The organism is Nitrosomonas sp., from assembly GCF_040240425.1.
GTDB lineage: Bacteria > Pseudomonadota > Gammaproteobacteria > Burkholderiales > Nitrosomonadaceae > Nitrosomonas.
Genome location: NZ_QPHG01000006.1, coordinates 1 through 19,559 on the forward strand (window position 1 = coordinate 1; position 19,559 = coordinate 19,559).

General features: G+C 48.3%; 14 protein-coding genes. 8 read left to right on the forward strand and 6 right to left on the reverse strand.

Translation table 11 applies throughout. The features are described from left to right. Positions 1-177: 177 nt before the first annotated feature. Together DU481_RS03195 and DU481_RS03200 are read right to left on the reverse strand one after the other, a co-directional pair. A complete protein-coding gene (locus tag DU481_RS03195) occupies positions 178-1,353 on the reverse strand; it encodes a hypothetical protein (protein WP_350132502.1) in 1,176 nt (391 codons plus the stop codon). Between the two features lie 203 nt (positions 1,354-1,556). Beyond that, on the reverse strand, positions 1,557-2,303 hold the full coding sequence (locus tag DU481_RS03200; RefSeq protein ID WP_350132505.1) for a Mut7-C RNAse domain-containing protein: 747 nt from the start codon (positions 2,301-2,303) through the stop codon (positions 1,557-1,559). 170 nt (positions 2,304-2,473) lie between these two features. Between DU481_RS03200 and DU481_RS03205 the strand changes: the two genes are divergently transcribed. Further along, positions 2,474-2,665, forward strand: coding sequence for a hypothetical protein (locus DU481_RS03205; protein ID WP_090315628.1), 192 nt, complete (start codon positions 2,474-2,476; stop codon positions 2,663-2,665). Positions 2,666-2,849: 184 nt separating this feature from the next. Here the strand turns inward: DU481_RS03205 and DU481_RS03210 are convergent, their stop codons facing one another. Beyond that, positions 2,850-4,124 (reverse strand): cytochrome P450, encoded by a 1,275-nt coding sequence (locus tag DU481_RS03210; protein WP_350132508.1) that lies wholly within the window; start codon positions 4,122-4,124, stop codon positions 2,850-2,852. 85 nt (positions 4,125-4,209) lie between these two features. After that, positions 4,210-6,267 (reverse strand): di-heme-cytochrome C peroxidase, encoded by a 2,058-nt coding sequence (locus tag DU481_RS03215; RefSeq protein WP_350132511.1) that lies wholly within the window; start codon positions 6,265-6,267, stop codon positions 4,210-4,212. 439 nt (positions 6,268-6,706) lie between these two features. Here DU481_RS03215 and DU481_RS03220 point away from each other — a divergent pair, with 439 nt between their 5' ends. The 7 genes from DU481_RS03220 (at position 6,707) to DU481_RS03250 (ending at position 16,113) form a co-directional block, all read left to right on the forward strand. Beyond that, the gene (locus DU481_RS03220) at positions 6,707-8,200 is read left to right on the forward strand and encodes a bifunctional metallophosphatase/5'-nucleotidase (protein ID WP_350132515.1); all 1,494 of its coding nucleotides are present in this window, start codon (positions 6,707-6,709) and stop codon (positions 8,198-8,200) included. Positions 8,201-8,652: 452 nt separating this feature from the next. Then, positions 8,653-9,963 (forward strand): porin, encoded by a 1,311-nt coding sequence (locus DU481_RS03225; protein WP_350132518.1) that lies wholly within the window; start codon positions 8,653-8,655, stop codon positions 9,961-9,963. Positions 9,964-10,148: 185 nt separating this feature from the next. Beyond that, positions 10,149-11,567: an acetyl-CoA carboxylase biotin carboxylase subunit gene (locus tag DU481_RS03230; protein WP_350132711.1), complete on the forward strand. Its 1,419-nt coding sequence runs from the start codon at positions 10,149-10,151 to the stop codon at positions 11,565-11,567. Positions 11,568-11,600: 33 nt separating this feature from the next. After that, positions 11,601-13,427: a sodium-extruding oxaloacetate decarboxylase subunit alpha gene (gene oadA, locus DU481_RS03235; RefSeq protein WP_350132521.1), complete on the forward strand. Its 1,827-nt coding sequence runs from the start codon at positions 11,601-11,603 to the stop codon at positions 13,425-13,427. A 110-nt stretch (positions 13,428-13,537) separates the two neighbouring features. Then, positions 13,538-13,762: a type II toxin-antitoxin system HicA family toxin gene (locus DU481_RS03240; protein WP_256206091.1), complete on the forward strand. Its 225-nt coding sequence runs from the start codon at positions 13,538-13,540 to the stop codon at positions 13,760-13,762. Next, the gene (locus DU481_RS03245; protein WP_350132524.1) at positions 13,749-13,964 is read left to right on the forward strand and encodes a type II toxin-antitoxin system HicB family antitoxin; all 216 of its coding nucleotides are present in this window, start codon (positions 13,749-13,751) and stop codon (positions 13,962-13,964) included. The genes DU481_RS03240 and DU481_RS03245 overlap by 14 nt, the downstream gene beginning before the upstream one ends. A gap of 76 nt (positions 13,965-14,040) precedes the next feature. Further along, entirely contained in the window at positions 14,041-16,113 is a 2,073-nt protein-coding gene (locus DU481_RS03250; protein WP_350132526.1) for a KAP family P-loop NTPase fold protein, read from the forward strand. A 183-nt stretch (positions 16,114-16,296) separates the two neighbouring features. On the opposite strand, the gene DU481_RS03255 is transcribed toward DU481_RS03250, so the two are convergent. Continuing rightward, the gene (locus DU481_RS03255; RefSeq protein ID WP_350132529.1) at positions 16,297-17,010 is read right to left on the reverse strand and encodes a hypothetical protein; all 714 of its coding nucleotides are present in this window, start codon (positions 17,008-17,010) and stop codon (positions 16,297-16,299) included. A gap of 92 nt (positions 17,011-17,102) precedes the next feature. Further along, positions 17,103-19,421 carry a bifunctional diguanylate cyclase/phosphodiesterase gene (locus DU481_RS03260; RefSeq protein ID WP_350132532.1) on the reverse strand — a complete coding sequence of 773 codons (2,319 nt, stop codon included), beginning with the start codon at positions 19,419-19,421 and terminating at the stop codon, positions 17,103-17,105. Positions 19,422-19,559: the final 138 nt, after the last annotated feature.

Here is a 19,559-nt window from a genome sequence, read left to right on the forward strand (position 1 = left end):
GTTTCATTAACTTCTACAATACCGTTAAGCCTCATAAGAGTTTGAATAATGCCACCCCTTATGAAATACTCAACGCTTATTTCAATCAACCTATCTGTAAACAACCCTGAGGTTTCTTACACCTTAATAATGTATAAGTCTGTTTACTCTTGATCAGAGCGCGGTGCAGTCAAAGACTCAGGAAGGTTGCGGAGGAACTTTGATCCATTGGCCTGAGCACTGCTTCACATAGGGATAGTATCCTTCGGGCTTGCGGCAGTAATACCAATAGTTCCTTTGCTGCACAGGCGCAGGGCCAGAAACTTCATTACGTTGAACATAGGTGGGTGCTCTGGCTGGAGCGAATGCCATGTTTGACGAAAATACCGGCGAGGCAACCAGATATCCGCCCAAGGGATAATACGGTTCAAAATAGCGGTAAGGGCCAAAACCGGCATAACTATTATAGAATCCAAAACCAACACCACGACCGCCGTAAAAACCAAAGCTGCTGAATGGCCCGCCGAAGCCATAATAACCGAAGGGAACAAACGGACTGTAATAACCAAATGGCCCAAATCCGAATCCTAGCCCCACGCCCAGGCCTAAACCGAATCCCAAACCAAAGTTATCGTGATGATGATGCCCTCCCCCGTGATGATGGCCTGTCGTATTTTGATCTATATTCGTATTGTTCTGAATATTCACATTTTGCGTGGAGGAACCGTCTTGAACGACAGTACTATCATTCTGGGCAGATTGGTCAGCCGCAGTAGAAGCAGTTTCGGCAGCCCCAGGAGAGTCGGTTGTTCCCGCAGATTGAGTTGAATCGGTAGATTCAGCATTCGGATTTGAATCATTGTGCTGACCCAGAGCATCCCCTTGAGCGCCTTGGCTTGGATCGGAAGCGGTATCAACGGATTGATCCGGTAACTCTTTTTTCAAGGATTCATCTGCGGGCCCATCGCTACCGGATGCTGTATCAGTGCTGTTATCCGGGGTATCTTCCGTAGCGAAATCATTCGGCTGACTCGCTGCATCGGTTTGTTCTAAATCATTTCCCTGAAACGCATCATCGGCTGCCCCAAAGTCTTCCGGTTGGTTGAATTCATCATTCTGGTCGAAAGCATCGCTTTGGTCAAAACCACCCTGATCGGAGTAATCCGAATATCCGCCCGAATCGAAATCACCACCATAGTCACTGCCGAGATCACCACCAAAATCGCCACCGTAGTCACCGCCATAATCGCCGCCGAAATCACCACCATCGAACCCGCCATCAAAGCCACCACCGTCTCCCTCAGCGCCAGCTGGATTCACTGAAAATATTCCGCAGAGGGCGATAGCCAAGCACGCTAATTTATATTTATTCATATCAACCTCAATCAGAATTCACTACAACTTTTACCCGTTAATCAAATCTCTAAACAACACCTCAGGCTTCCTCAGTCATCAACCCGCTTAGCCTGCTATTTGACACTATCATAACGAGGTAAATCTGAATGCATACTGAATAAAAATCCGAGCAGAATATGATTCAAACGACAGAAAACATCAGCTTCGAGTTAAGGTGTTGATTACGATTGCTCGTCAACGAATTCGTCAAGAAGCTGTTTGATGCGCATACTGTGACTCCCTTGCCAGTAAATCCGGTCGCATCCGGGACAGATCAGAAATTTATCGTAATATTGTCTTGTCAACGGTTCCAGGCGATGTTCAATAGGCTTCTTGCCGGTTTCTATCAATGTTCCATTGCACTGGGTACAACGCGTTAACGGTCTGATCAGGGAATATAACGCAAATCTTTTCAGAACTTCCCGGGTTTGAATTTTCGGCCTATCCGCGCGCACAAAATACCCGTGCGTAATGATCCTGCGTTTCAATAGCGAACGATCCCTGGTCAGCACAACGCGCTGCTGCTCACTGGCTATTTTTGCCACCGCGCCATCATCGTAATCATTGCGATAGAGGCAGTCGAATCCGAGCAACCTCAGATAGCGTGCTAATCTTCCAAGATTGCTATCGACCACGAATAGCGGTTGTTGCGATAACTCTACCCTCAGTTGCAGTACCGGTATACCGTTAAAATTTTCACCCGCCGGAAAAACCTCGATATGATCTCCATCCCGCACAGTATAGTTAAAATCTACTGCAATACCATTCACCACAATTCGTTCAACTTCCGGGTGCGGCACATTAAAAGATTCGATCATGTCCTTAATCGAAGCACTTCGCTCTAAGTTGTGAATAATCTCCGTATCACAGAGACCGGGCGCAAGAAAATCATTCAATGATTGATAAAAGCGTATTCCGAACTGAGCCACTGATTACATTCCCAGCATGAGTTATCGCTTAGATTCGGATTGCCTGCAGGTGTTTGATGTCAAGGTGAATTTAATTTGATCAAGATCAATATTTCGCGTAACTGTAAACGGTATTCTGCTAATCGTCGTCATACAAAATTAATTAGCAAATAACATTCAGAAGGTTCTATATGAGAATTACACAATTTTTGGCAGTATCGGCGGTTTTAGTTCTAGTTGCCTGCGGTGGAAAGCCGACAGCGCCGGAATCACCTGATCCGGATGCTTACGGTAAAACCATTCAGCCTTTCCATCAAATACCATCGGGCGATCAGGAAGGCGGTGGAAAAGCCAGATCAACTGAAGAAAAATCGAGTTACTAAAGTTTGCTAGAGGGTGGACAGTGCTCTATAGTTGAAAATCACAAGCAACTGAGGCTATAGAGCGCTGTCTTTTTATCATGCGAGAAAAAATTACTTACACAGTACAGAGAGAACACTGGTCTGGACACCCTGCCCAACCTATCTCACCAGCTCTGCACACTTTAACCACCACAAAACCAATGACCTACGCTGTTGCCCAGGAAAGGTCGTATGCTTCGGGGAACGGTCCGGATTTGTAGTCTATATTCCCTTTCGGTTCCACATCTTTCTTCAGCATTACTTGCCGAACCATTTCAGGAATCATCACCATACCCACGTAACGTCCCAGGCATTCATGGTTACCGAATCCGAAGTGAAAATAGTTATACCAATTGCGCTGCGGAATAAACTCATCCGGCGACTCAAATGCCCGTTCATCGAACGTCGCGGATAACGTCACCGGCAAAACATAAGTACCGGCACGCAAAACCGTTTCGTGGTCTGTTCCTTTCGCAGCCGTGTAATCGCTCACTGTAGTGCGGAATAGATACGACGTGATCGGAACAAAACGCAATGCTTCCCACACGATACCGTCGAACTCGGTTGTATCTTCCTTCTGTGCAGCCGCTTTAGCCGCCGCCAGCCATTGCGGATGCTGGAACAAATATTGCAGCACTTGCGCTACGGCTTGCGCAGTGGTCTCGATCGCACCGATCAACAAGCCGCCGGCATTCACACCCAACCGTTTGATATCAAAATCCAATTCTTTCGCAAAACTGGTGCGCAGCATCCGGGTAACGATGTCATCATCCAATCTGACGATTGTTGAAAACGTCAATTTCTCGAGTTTCACTGCCAGTAACCGTTTCGCAATCAGCATCGTGATGTAGTCTCCCAGTTTTTTGGAAGTCTCATTATGCCGGTCGATAATGCGTTTTGACAGTTCCGGAGGCAATAAATCAAATGGCTGATTATGGAACGTATCGTATTGATTCCAATACGACCACTCGATCAAGTCTTCCCTATTAGCGCCCGTCAGTCCAAAATACTTTTGCACCAATGTCGCGGGAACCATCCGGCAAAATTTATTCACAACTTCGATCTGCCCGCTGGCATTACCGAGAATGCCACCAGCAATATCCGCAACCATATTGCGCACTCTGGGCAAATCATCACGATTCAGCATAAATTGCATCAGCGATTTCTCACGGGTATGCAGTGCATCGTCATCGTGCGCCATGAGGTAATTGTCCATTTTGGGAACGTACGGCTTGACGGTGAATACTTTGTACATCAGCAGTATTTCCCTGACATCGTCAAACCGGGTCACCAAGGTGCAATCCGGCGTCACCAGGATCGGACGCTTAGCGCGCAATTCCTTAAAAAAAGGTAAAGGTTCCGTATCCATCCAGCGGCGCACCAATGGAAATTTTTCCGCATCGGGAGTCGCATCATACCGTTCAAGATAGCTTGTACTCATTTCAATACTCCTTGTTCAATAAACATCCCCGTGGCAAGACCACAGGGATGTGCAAGTTAAGAATGATTACTCAAGAGTGCCCAGATTACAAAGTTTTGAGATATTCCAGCACGTCGAGTTTTTCATCCTTATTCAGCGGTCTTAAAATTACACCATTCGGTTGCGCTGTTTTACCGGATGCATATTCGTGCCCGGCGTTGCTATTGCCAGGAAAACTGGTATCAAAAGTAAAGCTCTTATACTCGCTACTTTTTAATCCCACTTTGACCGGATCAAATTCGCGCGAACCCACTTCAAATTGATCAGGACGGTATTCCCCATCTTCCGGATCACCTTCACGCTTTTTGGGTAATAACAAATCATACAATGATGGAACAGAACCATTGTGCAAATACGGCGCGGTTGCCCAGATTCCATTCAAAGGCCGTCCCTTGTAGGCATTGAGTGAGGCCAATGGATTGACTGTAGTATCCGGATCATAGTTACCATTTTTGATTGAGGATTTAATCTCATTTTCCGCATAGGCTGTTACGAGATTCGCAGCCCAATCTGTCCAACGTTGGAAAAACCACTTATCGGGATCAGGAGTAGCCACTACATTTTTTGTCGCTTGAGTCAGCAAGGCTGCAACGGGCGCTTCCTTATCCAGCAAAATATTACCCACACCAAGTCCTACATACTGGTTGCGCAAAATGCCGGAATATCCCTGATATTTGAAGCTATTCTCCGCCATCTTGGGATCAGTTCCTATCGCGCTGACTTTCGTCATATGAGCAACGACGCGCCGGTTTGGGTCGGCACGATCAATTCTGGCATGGCAGGCCGCACAATACTCGTCGAATAATAGTTTGCCTTTAGCAGCTTTCTCCCTATCGATCTTCCCTAAAATCTCTTCCGGCCATACCGGAGAATTTAATTTCTTCAGGTGCGATTCAATTCTGTGCAAGTTTTGCACATCAACGGAAGAATCAAATTTGACTCGCGTATTGCCAGAGCCTTGGAAAAGAATCGATGTCAATGACGCTCCTTTTTCTTCTTTCCAGTCAAGCGTGCCAAATACGCCAATCACTTCACCGGTATTCCGGCCAATCGGCCCCAGCCCGGCATTGTCAGCGATCCCATTCCATTGCACATAATCGTGTTGCGCAATATCCCACAAGAAAGGATAGCTAACGGGTGCATCAGGCCGATTGAAAATCTCATTATTCAACAGCGCTATTTGCTCAAATGTCAGATACTTACTCAGACGCTCCATCAAATGATCACGCTGCTCTCCCGTTATCACATTATCAAATGTTGCCAGGATTTCATCGATTTGCTCCTTCGTCATCACTTTATCATCCATTATCTTCCGGTCGCTCAGTATTTCTCTCAGCTCTCTTGCGTTAATGGTATGTTCAAGCACACGGTTGTATATGCGTCCGAAGGCATCCAGCCGTGCATAGCCATAAGAAGTTTGACTGGCATTGATATAGGTATAACTGTATATGCGCTGCTCATACTTACTTAAATCAGCAAGCACATCAGCTTCCGACTTGTAGTTGCCCTTGGCCAATACATTTTTGACAAACCGCTGCTTAGCTTCCGCATCTTCGCGCGTATGTTTCAAGGCTTTGGCCAGATCGATCATGATGTTTTCCATATCCGCACTGGCCGGACCGCCATCAATACGGATACCTACACCGTTATAGTTGATCTGCCCGGTGTGGCAAGCCGCACAAGTCAAACCGATATATTCTTTGCCTTTGTATTTATCCTTAACCCAACCGACCGGCAGTGCATCCGGGTTTATCGATGAGGCCTTCTGAGGTAAATAGCGGTAAAAATTCATATTCTCATCGGAACGGAAAAGCTGAGTCTGTCCCGGTTTCTCCAGCGCCAGAAAGAAATCATAGGGCATCAAGTTTGATCCCTGTGTGGTGTAGTAAAACCACAAGCTCTCGGCAGAATTCCAACCCTGATCTAGGTATTGGACCTTTGTATAGCTATCGCCAAGATGATCGTTCTCAACAGCAGATGCGTGGCGATCATCAGGTTCGTTTCCCGGGATAAGAGTGCAAGCGGCTAGTATGCCGATGGAAAGCATCGCGGCGGCATAAGAAAATAAAGATCGTTTTTCTGACAAAATGAAATATTGTTTCACGATAAATCCCCTTTCATTTGAATTTGTTTAATCAGCATTGTTAGGACAATGTGCATTACTAATACCCGTAAACTCTTGCTCCTTACATTACCTGACTTTGGATTATTTCTTCTCGAGGCCCGTGTGCTTGACGCTAAAGCTCAATCTTGGCGGATTGTATTTTTCTTACTGGCAGTTCTCGATTATATGCACAATCCGTTGCTGATCATAGCAATACTCGCACATCTCAGAAACATATTTGATACAAATAGCAACTTTACGGTATAACCTTAAGGAATCGCATTAGCTTTTTCGCTGCACCGGTTTAAAACCGTTTGCCAGCAACTAAAGCGCCCGGATGGGGAAGCGAATTGGCAACAGCCGGTTTCTCGCTATGAGTCATGAACTGGCATTGAGCGACACTTTAAATACAGCAACTATCAAAATACAGGGGGTTATCATGAAAAAACCATTCGCCGTTTTACTCTCGGTCCTTATTGCCTTTGCGCTGACTGCCTGCGCCACAGCACCCACTGCGCCCGCTGATGATGACCGGATTCATGTAACCATTTTGCATTTTAACGATATTTACGAAATCACCCCGGTCAGCGGCGGCAAGGAAGGCGGCATCGCTCGTGTCGCCACGCTGCGCAAGCAACTGTTGGCGCGCAACCCGAATACCATCACCACCTTGGGTGGCGATCTGTTCAGTCCGTCCGCGATCGGCACCGCTCAATATGAAGGCGACCGGCTCGCCGGGCGGCAAATGGTCGATGTGCTGAATCACTTTGAACTCGACTATGCCACCTTCGGCAATCACGAATTCGACGTCAAAGAAAATCAATTCAATCAACGCATGAAAGAAGCAAAATTCACCTGGGTATCGAGCAATGTGTTTGCCGCGGATGGCCAGCCTTATGCCGGTGTGAAACAGAATCTGGTGATTCCGATCACGGATAAAAAAAGCGGAAAAACTTACAGAATCGGCATGTTCGGCTTAACGCTGGCGGCCAATAATCCGGGTTATGTGCGTTATTCCGACCCCATCACAACCACCGCCGAGCAAATCAAACAACTCAACGGACAAACCGATTTTGTGATCGCCCTGACGCATCAAGCCATTGACGACGACATCGAACTACTGCAAAAATTTCCACAAATCGGATTGCTGCTGGGCGGGCATGAGCATGTCAACTATCAAAACTGGCGCGGCAATTTCACGCCGCTGCTGAAAGGCGACGCCAATGTACGCTCGGTTTACGTGATCGATCTTTATTTCGATCCGAAAACCGGCAAAACCCAAGTCAAACCGGAATTTGTCCCGATCAACGACACACTGACGGAAGATCCCGCAGTCAAAACCGTAGTCGATAAATGGATGAACATCGCCTTCGACGCCTTCCGGCAACAAGGGTTTGAACCCGAAGCGGTAGTCACGACCACCACGGAAGCACTGGACGGACTCGAGTCCAATGTGCGCACCCGCAAAACCAATCTGACCGAACTGATCGCCAAAAGCCTGCTACGCCCCTACCCCGAAGCCGATCTTTCGCTGTACAACAGCGGTTCGATCCGCATCGACGACGTGCTGCCCGCCGGTCCAATCACCGTCTACGACGTCATCCGGGTGCTACCGTTCGGCGGCAAAGTGCAACTGGCTACGATCAAAGGCAGTCTACTCATCAAAGTGCTGAACCAAGGCATGGCAAACATCGGCGCGGGCGGCTTTCTACAATCCGCCAACACGCAGCAAGTCAAGGGCACCTGGCAAATCAATGGCACCCCAATCGATGCGAAAAAAACCTACAAACTGGCGATCAACGACTTTCTCGCTTCCGGCAAAGACCATGGTTTGGACTATCTGAAACCAGGTAATCCGGATTTCGTCATCATCAATCCGGGAGAAAACACCGACATCCGCCAAACGGTAATTGATCAGTTGAAACGAAATTAAAAAGTTTGGGCAACCTCCTGACGGGATAAAGCACATCACAAGAAAAACGAGACAGAAACGCATATAAATACACATAAACTTATTGCTTACTGCAAACCCGAGCATTCCTCCACTGCTCGTCATCGCTATTTTCATGGCTTCCCATGTACTATTTTAGCCGTCGGAATATAGTTCTTTATTGCCACACAATACACTCTATGTTATTAATTATAATCAATTTTTTAACCTATTATCTCAACAATCAACCGCATTAAGGTACAATGCGATCACTTTAGCTTGGGCAATTCTGAAGAAAGAAGCTAACAAACGATCCAGCAAGACGGAATCAAGCAAAAAACGCAAGTTTTTGAAAAATCATTGAGTGTTATGCACTCGATTTGAACACTTTAAAGCGCGATACATCAGCTTTTCAACAACTTCTACGTTATCGTGATCCAAAATCAGGAAACAATATGAATGACCACATTAAAACGATCAGCGCAGTACTCGGAATAACTTTATCGGCGATCATCACGGTTGACCATGCTTTTGCCAGCAGCTTAGTGGATTTATACAAACGCAGCGGGTTGGAAATCGGCGGCTGGATCAACGGCGGAGCAACCTACAATGCCAATAATCCGTCCGATGGTTTCAATGGCCCGGTTACTTTCGCTGATCGCGCCAACCGGTTTCAATTGAATCAGCTCAATTTATTCATCGAACGCAGCGTCGATACGGAAACTTCGAATTGGAGTCTGGGCGGGCGCTTCGATTTCCTGTTCGGAACCGATGCCATTTACACGCAGGCCTTCGGTATTTCCGCGTTCGACGAAAATACCGGTGAACCGTCGGGTCGCGGCAATTGGGACCTGAATCTCTGCTGCAAATCAACACGCACCTATGGTATCGCGCTGCCGCAAGCTTATCTGGAAGCGCACGTACCGGTCGGCAACGGTTTGAATGTCAAGGCGGGACATTTTTATACACCGCTGGGTTATGAAAGCGTTCCCGCGCCCGACAATTTTTTTTACACCCGCGCTTATATCCTGAACAGCGGCGAACCCTTCACCCACACCGGTTTTTTAGGCACTTACACTATCGATAAAAACTGGACCATCCAAGGCGCGGCGACTACCGGCAGCGCCACCGGCGGATGGGACGGCGGCTTTGACAAACAGCTCGACAACTGGGGCGGGCTGGCCAATCTATCATGGAACAGTGACGATAAACGAACCAGGATGGCGTTGGGCGGCACCTACGGCCAAACCGCTGTGAATGAGCCTTGGATGATGTACAGCGTGGTGCTGCAACATTGGCTTACGCCCAAGATGCACGGCGTATTGCAGCATACGCACGGCTGGGCGGCTGATATCAATCTCCCCGAAGGAATCCGCAACGCCGCTTGGTATAGCATCAATACCCATCTGACTTACGATCTGCAAAAAAACCTGTCGATCGGCATTCGCGCCGAACGGTTTCACGACCGCAACGGCTGGCGGGTGTTCTCTCCTTACCGCATTCTGTCGGCGATGAATAACAAGGGCGTTAGTTACGCCGGCAATATTCCTTTGGTCAGCGCGCCCGCGGATTATTACGCCGTTACCCTGGGCATGAACTGGAAACCAGCGATGCACTGGAACAAAGGCTGGAGGCCGGTGCGCAATCTCAATATCCGCAAGAATATCCGCTACGACCGGGTGGACAGCATCGACATGGCGTTTCACCCTTTCGACGGCAAAAAGGATCAGTGGTTATTCTCGCTGGATGCAATGATACCGTTTTAAAAATAAACTCCGGCCCAAAGAAGCCCGGGAAAATGATGCGAGCGGCTGCAAGGGAAGGCCATGATCAGGGTAAAAACGCGATCATTTCTCAGGCTGCCGTTGCGCAAACCTAACCGCAACCGCCTTAACCGGAATCAATCGGGTAGAATACCGGCATTACGTTTTTCAAAGCGGCTCAAAAAATGATGTTACGTAAAATCTTCATCGCCAATCGCGGCGAGATTGCAGTTCGTATCATTCGCGCGTGTGCCGAGATGGGTATCCGTTCGGTGGCGGTGTATTCGGAAGCGGATCGTTTCGCGTTGCATGTCAAGAAGGCCGATGAGTCGTATTGCATCGGCAGCGAGCCGATGGCGTGCTATTTAAATATTCACGCGCTGGTCGATTTGGCTCTCGCGACCGGTTGCGATGCGATACATCCGGGTTATGGATTTCTGTCCGAAAATGCGCAATTCGCCCGCGCCTGCAAGGAACGCGGACTGACGTTCATTGGCCCCGAGGCGGATGTGATTCATCGCATGGGTGATAAAACCGAAGCCCGCAAAGCGATGATCGCGGCGGGGATTCCGGTGACACCGGGATCGGATGGCAACCTGCATTCGGTTGACGAAGCGCTCAAAGTCGCGGCGCAGATCGGTTATCCGGTGATGCTGAAAGCCACTTCCGGCGGCGGCGGGCGTGGTATCCGGCGTTGCGACAATGCCGAAGAACTACAGCGCAATTACGCCCGGGTGATTTCCGAAGCAACCAAAGCCTTCGGCAGCGCCAACGTATTTCTGGAAAAATGCATCGTCAATCCGAAGCATATCGAAGTGCAAGTGCTGGCTGATCATCACGGCAATGTAATTCATCTCTACGAGCGCGATTGCTCGATTCAGCGCCGTAATCAAAAACTGATCGAAATCGCGCCGTCACCGCAACTGGATGAAGCGCAGCGCCAATACATTGGCGGTCTCGCAGTCATCGCGGCGAAATCGGTCGGTTACACCAACGCCGGTACGGTGGAGTTTCTGCTCGACGATAGCGGCCGTTTTTATTTCATGGAAATGAACACACGCGTGCAGGTCGAGCACACCATCACTGAAACGATTACCGGCGTCGACATCGTCGAGGAACAAATTCGCGTGGCTGCGGGTTTGCCCTTGCGCTTCAAGCAGGAAGAAATTGTCCGGCGCGGTTATGCTATCCAGTTCCGGGTCAATGCCGAGGATCCGAAAAACAATTTTCTACCGAGTTTCGGCCGTATTTCGCGCTATTACGCGCCGGGCGGCCCCGGCGTGCGCACCGATACCGCGATTTACACCGGTTACGAAATTCCGCCTTTTTACGATTCCATGGTGGCGAAAGTCATCGTTAGCGCGCTGACCTGGGAAGACGTGATCAAGCGCGGTGAGCGCACGTTGCGCGATATGGGATTGTTCGGCATCAAAACGACAATTCCCTATTATTTGCGGATTCTGAAACATCCGCAGTTTCGCGCCGCCCGCTTCAATACCGGTTTCGTCGAACAAAATCCCAATCTCATCCAATATTCCGACAAACCCCGGCCTGAAGTGCTGGCCAGCGTGATTGCCGCGGTCGTGGCCTCGCATACCGGTCTGTAAATACCGGATTCATTGGTTAATCAAGGAAAATCCATGCAAAAAGTTCATATCACCGACGTCATTTTGCGCGACGCGCACCAATCCCTGATCGCCACCCGCATGCGTACCGAAGACATGCTGCCGGCCTGTTCGATGCTCGACAGCATCGGCTACTGGTCGCTGGAATGCTGGGGCGGCGCAACGTTCGACGCCTGTCTGCGGTTTCTGAAGGAAGATCCGTGGGAGCGCCTGAGCAAACTCAAGGCCGCGTTGCCGAACACGCCGCTGCAAATGCTGCTGCGCGGCCAGAATCTGCTCGGTTACCGTCATTATTCCGACGATGTCGTGCGCGCTTTTGTCAAACAAGCCGCAGCCAATGGCATGGATGTTTTCCGCATTTTCGACGCGCTGAACGACGTGCGCAATCTCAAAACCGCCATCGAAGCCGCCAAGGAATCCGGCAAACACGCGCAAGGCACGATCTGCTACACCACCAGCCCGGTGCACGACACCAAGAGCTTCGTGACACTGGCCAAGGATCTGGCCGAGCTCGGCTGCGATTCGATCGCAATCAAGGATATGGCCGGTCTGTTGACACCGTATGCGACCAGCGAATTGGTCAAAGCGCTGCAAGATACCGTCGATCTGCCGATCCATTTGCATTCGCATGCCACCGCCGGATTGGCCGAAATGTGCCAATTGAAAGCCATCGAAGCCGGTTGCCGCCATATCGACACGGCGTTGTCGTCGTGGTCGGGCGGCACCAGCCATCCGCCGACCGAGAGTCTGGTCATGGCGTTGCAAGGTACGGAACACGATACCGGACTGAATCCGCAAAAATTGCAGGAAGTGAACGACTATTTCGCGCAAATCCGCAAAAAATACCACCGTTTCGAGAGCGAATTCACCGGCGTCGACACCCGCGTGCACGTGTTCCAAGTACCGGGTGGCATGATTTCAAATCTGGCCAATCAATTGCAGGAACGCAACGCGCTGGATCGCATCAACGAGGTTTACGCGGAAATTCCGCGCGTGCGCAAAGACTTGGGTTATCCGCCGCTGGTCACGCCGACGTCGCAGATCGTTGGCACGCAAGCGGTGCTCAACGTACTGACCGGCAAGCGCTATGACACCATCACCAATGAAGTGAAACGTTATCTGCAAGGCGGTTACGGCAAAGCGCCCGCACCGATCGATGCAAAACTGCAAAAACGCGCCATCGGCAAGGAAGACATCATCGACTGCCGCCCCGCCGATCTGTTGAAACCGGAGTTCGATCATCTGCGCCGGGAAATCGGCCACTTGGCATTGAACGATGAAGATGTACTGAGCTACGCCATGTTTCCCGAAGTCGGCAAGCAATTCCTGGAACTGCGCTCCACCGGCCACCTCGTGCCGGAACCGCTGGAAGTAGCGTCAGCAGCGGGTAGCGGCGTGCAAAAAGCACCGACTGAATTCAACGTCGCGTTGCACGGCGAGTCGTATCACGTCAAAGTCACCGGCACCAGTCCGAAAAACGAATCCTTACGCCATTTCTATTTCATGGTCGACGGCATGCCCGAAGAAATCGTCGTCGAAACGCTCGATGAAATCGTGCTCGACGGTGGCACCCAAGGCGCCGTCAAAAGCACCATCGCCAGCAAACGCCGCAATCCCGCCAATGAAGGCGACGTCGTTGTCAGCATGCCGTGCAATATTCTCGACGTGCTAGTCAAAATCGACCAAAAAGTCACCGCCGGGCAGCCGGTACTCATCACCGAAGCCATGAAAATGGAAACCGAAATCACCGCCCCGATCAGCGGCATCGTCAAAGCCGTGCACGTCGTCAAAGGCGAATCGGTGAATCCGAATGAGGTGTTGATTGAGATTGTGGCGGGGTGATTGCGTATAAGCGATGAATTCAATATTTACGTACAGTAATCATTGTGTAAGTTGATTAAATCGGGACGATTTAAATGGGAAAGTATTCAAAACTCAGGATGAAAATCCTGATGGGAAGTGCAGACAACGACATTGCATTTTCCGAGCTTTGCCAATTATTGACTCGGTTAGGGTTCATCGAGCGAATAAAAGGAAGTCATCACTTATTCACTCGCGAGAACATTGAAGAGATTATTAATTTGCAACCGAAGAACAGTAAGGCAAAGCCGTATCAGGTCAAACAAGTTAGAATTCTATTGACAAAGTATCGCATGGGAGAGCATGACATTGATTAAATACGAATTAATTATCTACTGGAGCGAGGAAGATCACGCTTTCATCGTCGAAGTACCGGAACTACCCGGTTGTATGGCGGATGGAGAAACCTACGAGCAAGCAGTCATCAATGCGAAAATCGTCATCGGTCAATGGATAGAAACCGCTCGCGAACTGGGTAAACCAATCCCGGAACCCAAAGGCAGGTTGGTGTACGCGTAACGCACCACATACTTACTTCCCTTTTCTGAACATAGTAAATGTCTGCGTAAAATGTGACTTCAAGTAGGATTTTGCAATGACATCACATCCCACCTTTCGTCATGATCAACCTGCTGCGGACGATGCATTCGGCCGCAAGCCTTTTGCAGAAAGTTTGGCCTGCTCTCTTGCTCTACCAAATAACAGCCCTGGATTGGTTGTAGGGATCGAGGGAGAATGGGGTTCGGGTAAAAGCACGCTAATTGGTTTCATTGCGAGAAATCTGAGAGAGAACAAAAGAACAATCGTCATCGATTTCAATCCTTGGATGGTTAGCACTACCGGTGCCTTGGTCGAAGCTTTGGTTGGACAGATTGCAGCTTCAATTAATAAGAGCATCACTCAAGGACGAAAAGGATTCGATGTCAGCCAAAAATTAATCAACTATGTACACTTACTTAAACCACTCAAATACATTCCAGGATTATCCTGTGCTGGTCACGCGGCTGAAGACGCTGCTAAAGCTGGGCAGGAAACTCTTGATGACATAAAAAAGCTACTGCCTGATCTGGATCTGTCTCAAAAAAAAGATGAAGTCATTAAGGCACTAAAAGAATTAAGCCGCCCGATTATCATTGTCATCGATGATCTTGATCGCCTCCCTGCTGAGGAAATACGGATTATGATTCAGGCAATCAAAGCTGTAGCCGATTTTCCTCAAATCACCTACCTGCTGGCCTATGATCCAAACATCATTGCCCGGGCCATAGCCGAAAATGAAAAATCCGGCCTTTCCTATTTGGAAAAAATTGTGCAAGTTGCTTATCCGCTCCCACCGCTATCAAGGCGGCAGCTCAAGCAATTTGCTGACGGAAAAATACAAGAGCTTTTAAAGCAATTAAATATCACGCTGCGAACATACGAGAAAGATCGCTATGAAGAAGCAATCGTCTTGATGACTCAGCTATCACGTCATCCCCGCGATGTCATCAGAATCACAAATAGGCTTTGTCTAAGCCTGCCAGCTACACATGGTGAAGTTAATGCTGCTGACGTCATCGCGTTTGAAGCGCTTACTCAACGCTTTCCTACACTTCGTAAAGCTATTCATAAGCATTCGGCTGACTTCACTGGGCATTTCTTTCGAGGCGATTTAATCAGTGAGCAAGATGCATTTGATTGGGGGATGCTCATTGGATCAAGAGAAGATGAAGCAGAACATACTTGGTTAAAACATCTACCAAAAGATGATGAACATGATCTTCAAATTGCAAACAAAACTTGCTTGTTTCTTTTTGAAAAGAAAGCAAGAAATGGTGTAGATGACTTAAGAATAGCTGATCCGGATCAGTTAGCTCGTTTACTCTCATTAACTTCAATTGAAGAAGTTCCTGAAGTTAAATATATCCATAAACTTCTGATGGAACCGGAAGAGCTAGAAAAAAAATTGAATCGTGCAGATAGCGAGGAAAAACTGTTTCTGTTGAATTGGTTGAGCACTTACGCACCTTCGTGTGACAAACGGGATATTAAAGGATGTATTAATAAACTAACGAAAGTTTCACAAAAACTAACTAGCGACTCCCTGCTAACCAAAGAACTTGCACATGGTATCAGCGATTTAATGATACGCCTGCTGCGATTAGAGCCTCCGAATTATGAACAATGCTTTCAAGACATTGCAAGTAACTCACCATTGTCTATTTCTATGATAGTGCTATTTATCGCTGAAAAAAATCAAGAAAAATGGATTATTCAACCTAACGACAAAGTAAACACTGAACAACGATTAATTTTCAGTAATGAATTAGTCGATCAGGCGATTAAAACTTGGTCCAATCAAGTAAGAGAATCCATTCAGGAAAACAATTTGTCCCAAGAAATTTATCTTCATTTGATTTTACAATTCTTCACAAAAATAAATGGCGGTGATAATTCTGAATCTTATGCAGCGATTGATCAAATGTGCAAAACGGAAAAAGGATTGGCTGCTTTTCTAAAAATCTTTACCCAAGAAAGTTTGGATCATGCTACTAACGAATTAAAGCGGGGTATTATCCAATCTATTAAGGGAAAGGATGAATCGTTACTTGAAACCTCTTCCCACAATGAATTCATTGAATTAATTAAAGAGCAACGAGCAAAACTAATGAAACCAAAAGCGAATTAATTATGGTACAAGCCTAAATCCTTCTTTTTGCCATTTACGCCTTTTAATCCAACTGGCATTTATTAATAATCTCTCTGGAACAATGGGGTCGCGCTTTACATTTACATAGCGACCACAAATTTAAGGCCTGATCCCGTTCATGATGGTGTAGTAAATTAGCTTAAAGTCCAGCAGACAAAGCCCCTAGTGGGACAAAAAGGTAATCTTCTTGATAAACGCCTCAGCGCCGCCTTGGGTATTGTTGGTATTGGCTTGGAGAGCAATTCCTGTAATCGGTGGTGTTTTGGGGTGTTTGAAAGTGGTACGGAATTTTTCGTCGACTTCAAAATCGGTGGTAATCACTTTACCCTGCTGATCACCAGATGCCACGCAAAAATATCGCCCGCCCTTTTTCCATAGTTTGCCCAGATACATGCGGCCCAGTTCTTCAGCTTTGCCGATAAACGCGCTCAAAAAATAGGGCGCTGCATAGATACCCAGCGGCAAACCGCTGGAGAGCTTTTCGGTTCCAAATGACAACATCACGGCGATGGGCACACTGTTAATTCCCGCATTCCAATTTGCGCCCTGGGGATACTTATTCACGCCCCAAACGATTTCCACCCGCTTAACATTGTGAATAAAGTTTTGTTGCCTCAGCTGCAAGCCAAACAATCCGGCCATCTCACCGTCCGCGCTAATCACCAGGGCATCATTTTCAAATCTAGGGTTCAGTTTTTTTGCATCCAGCTGAAGCTCGAATCCTCTTTCCTCCAACCAGGAAACGGCGCTGCCATTCGAATTGCCGGAAAAATCGATGACATGAACAATTTTTTCATTCGCTGCGGCAAACGACGTCCAACACCACAACAATAGAACGCCAATTAAAAAATGTCGATTAGGGAAGCGTTGATTCATTCGTCGAACAAGAAGATAAACACACCAAAAGCGTCAGGCCTTACAGTTTACAAGAATTGACCGCAGCAGCTCTACCCACAAAGCATAATCAACTACGCGGTCTCACCCAGACGGCCTTGAGCAAGAATCGCCTTGTGCGCTTGATTGTTCAGAAATTCTGAAATGCTGGCGGGAGTGGCCGGTTTACTGAACAGATAGCCCTGCACCATTTCACAGTCAAGGTTCTTGAGAATATCCAGTTGTTCTGACGTTTCCACGCCTTCGGCAATGATGCCGTAACCGAGTTTCTGCCCCATTTCTATCATGGAGCTGACTAGGGTGAGGGTTTTTTGGTCAGTCAGCATATCGTCGATGAAATATTTGTCGATTTTCAGGTAATCCGCTTTCAGGTGCTTAAGCGATGCGAAAGAGGAATAACCGGTGCCGAAATCGTCGATGGACAGTAACACGCCCAGGTCTTTCAAGTCTTGAAAAATGGTCAGATTGCGCGGATCGGTTTGCACGATGCCTTCCGTCACTTCGAGTTCCAATTCGGCTGGCGCGATGTCAACTTCATCGATGATGCGCTTAACCAGCAACACAAATCCTTTGTCCAGAAAAAGACTGGGGGAAATATTGACGGCCATGCGCAGCGTGCGGAAACCTTCTTGCTTCCAGGCCACCAGTTGGCTGCACGCGGTGCGTAGCACCCATTCGGTGAGCGGTTTGATCATGCCGATTCTTTCGGCAGTGGCGATAAAATCGTTGGGCGGGACTTGCCCCAGTTGCGGGTGATACCACCGCGATAGCGCTTCGACACCAAAAATTTCCCCGCCTTTGATATTGATTTGCGGTTGATACACCAAAGACAGTTGCTGTTTTTCGATGGCTTCCCGCAGGTTTTGCTCGATTTGAAAACGATACTCCGCCTTGTGAGTCAGCTCGGCTTTATAAAATGCATACTGATTTTTCCCATTTTCCTTGGCGGTGTACAGCGAGATATCACCCGCTTTGAGTAAAGCGGAAAGATTTTCACCGTCATCGGGGTAATAGGCGATGCCAATACTGCAAGCCGGGGCGATTTTTCTGGAATAAATCCCGATCGGTTGGGATATGGCTTCAAGACAGCGTTTCGCGACATTGGCGGCATAATCCGCTTCGACTTCTTCAATGAGGATACAGAACTCATCGCCACCCAGGCGAGCAATGAAGTCTATGTCGCGGCAGGTATGGATTAATCGCGTTGCAATGGTTTTGAGCAACAAATCGCCAGCGTCGTGTCCCAGGCTATCGTTAATGTATTTGAAGTTATCCAGATCAATGTACAGCAACCCGAAGCGGCGGCCGTGCCGGCTGGAGGATTTGGTGATTTCTTCCATGTGCTGCATAAACGAGGCGCGGCTGGCCAATCCTGTCAGCTCGTCAGTATACGCCAGCGTACGGATGCGTTTTTGCGCTTGATCCCGTTCCATGACGATCCCCGTCAGCCGGGCAGCAGATATCAGATCTTTTGACTCTTTCTCGTCCGGCAGTGCGGGGTGATTGTAGTACATGCCGAACGCACCCAAAACTTTTCCGCTGGAGCTTTTGATCGGCTCGGACCAGCAACACCGCATACCGTGCGGTAACGCAATATGTTTGATTTCCGCCCACTTCGGATCGGTTTCGATGTTTTCCACCAGCACCCGTTGCCCGGTATAAGTGGATGTCCCGCAGGAACCGACACTCGGCCCGTTTTCCAGGCCGTGCACGGCTTCGCAATAAGCCTGCGGCAAACTGGGCGCGCCGCCGTGCAGTAGTTTATTACCGCTCAATTCGAGCATCGAGCAGCGCATGCCGGGGTGGCGGGCTTCGTACATAAGTGCAATCGCATCGTAAATATCCGGCGCGGGACGCCCTATCGCAATCATCTCGAGTATTTCGGCGTATTGATTATCAAAGGTTTCGGCTTTTTTGCGTTCGGTAATATCGACATGAGTACCAATGAGACGCAACGGCTTATTGTCCAACGCGCGCGTGACCAGAAATGCACGCGATAGTACAAAAACCTCGTGGCCATCCTTATGCCGCATGCGCATTTCAACTTCAAACGAATCCTTGCGGTCATCAAAGTAATCTTGCACTTTCTCCAGTGCGATGATTTTGTCATCGGGATTGACTAGGTTCTCCCAGGTGCTTATTTGATTCGCCAGCTCATTCTCCGCATAACCCAACATGCTTTTCCAGCGTGGCGAGTAATACACTTCATCCGTTTCCAGATTCCAATCCCACAGTCCATCGTTGGCACCGCGCATCGCCAACGAAAACCGTTCCTCACTAACATAAAGCTCATGGGTACGTTTCTCGGTCATCAACTCGACAGCAGCCAATTCGGAACGCAATCGTTGCAGTTCTTCCAGTAGTTGAGACTTAGTTTGCTTGGTATTACCCATGGTTACCTCAATGATAAATCAATATGCGAAGATAACCATCTAAATTAGGATTTTGCAAGTGATGATGGATAGGCATGATCCCGGAAAAAATAGTATGACGGCACTCTGCCCTTGCGTCCTTTCCGCTTGCCATCATGA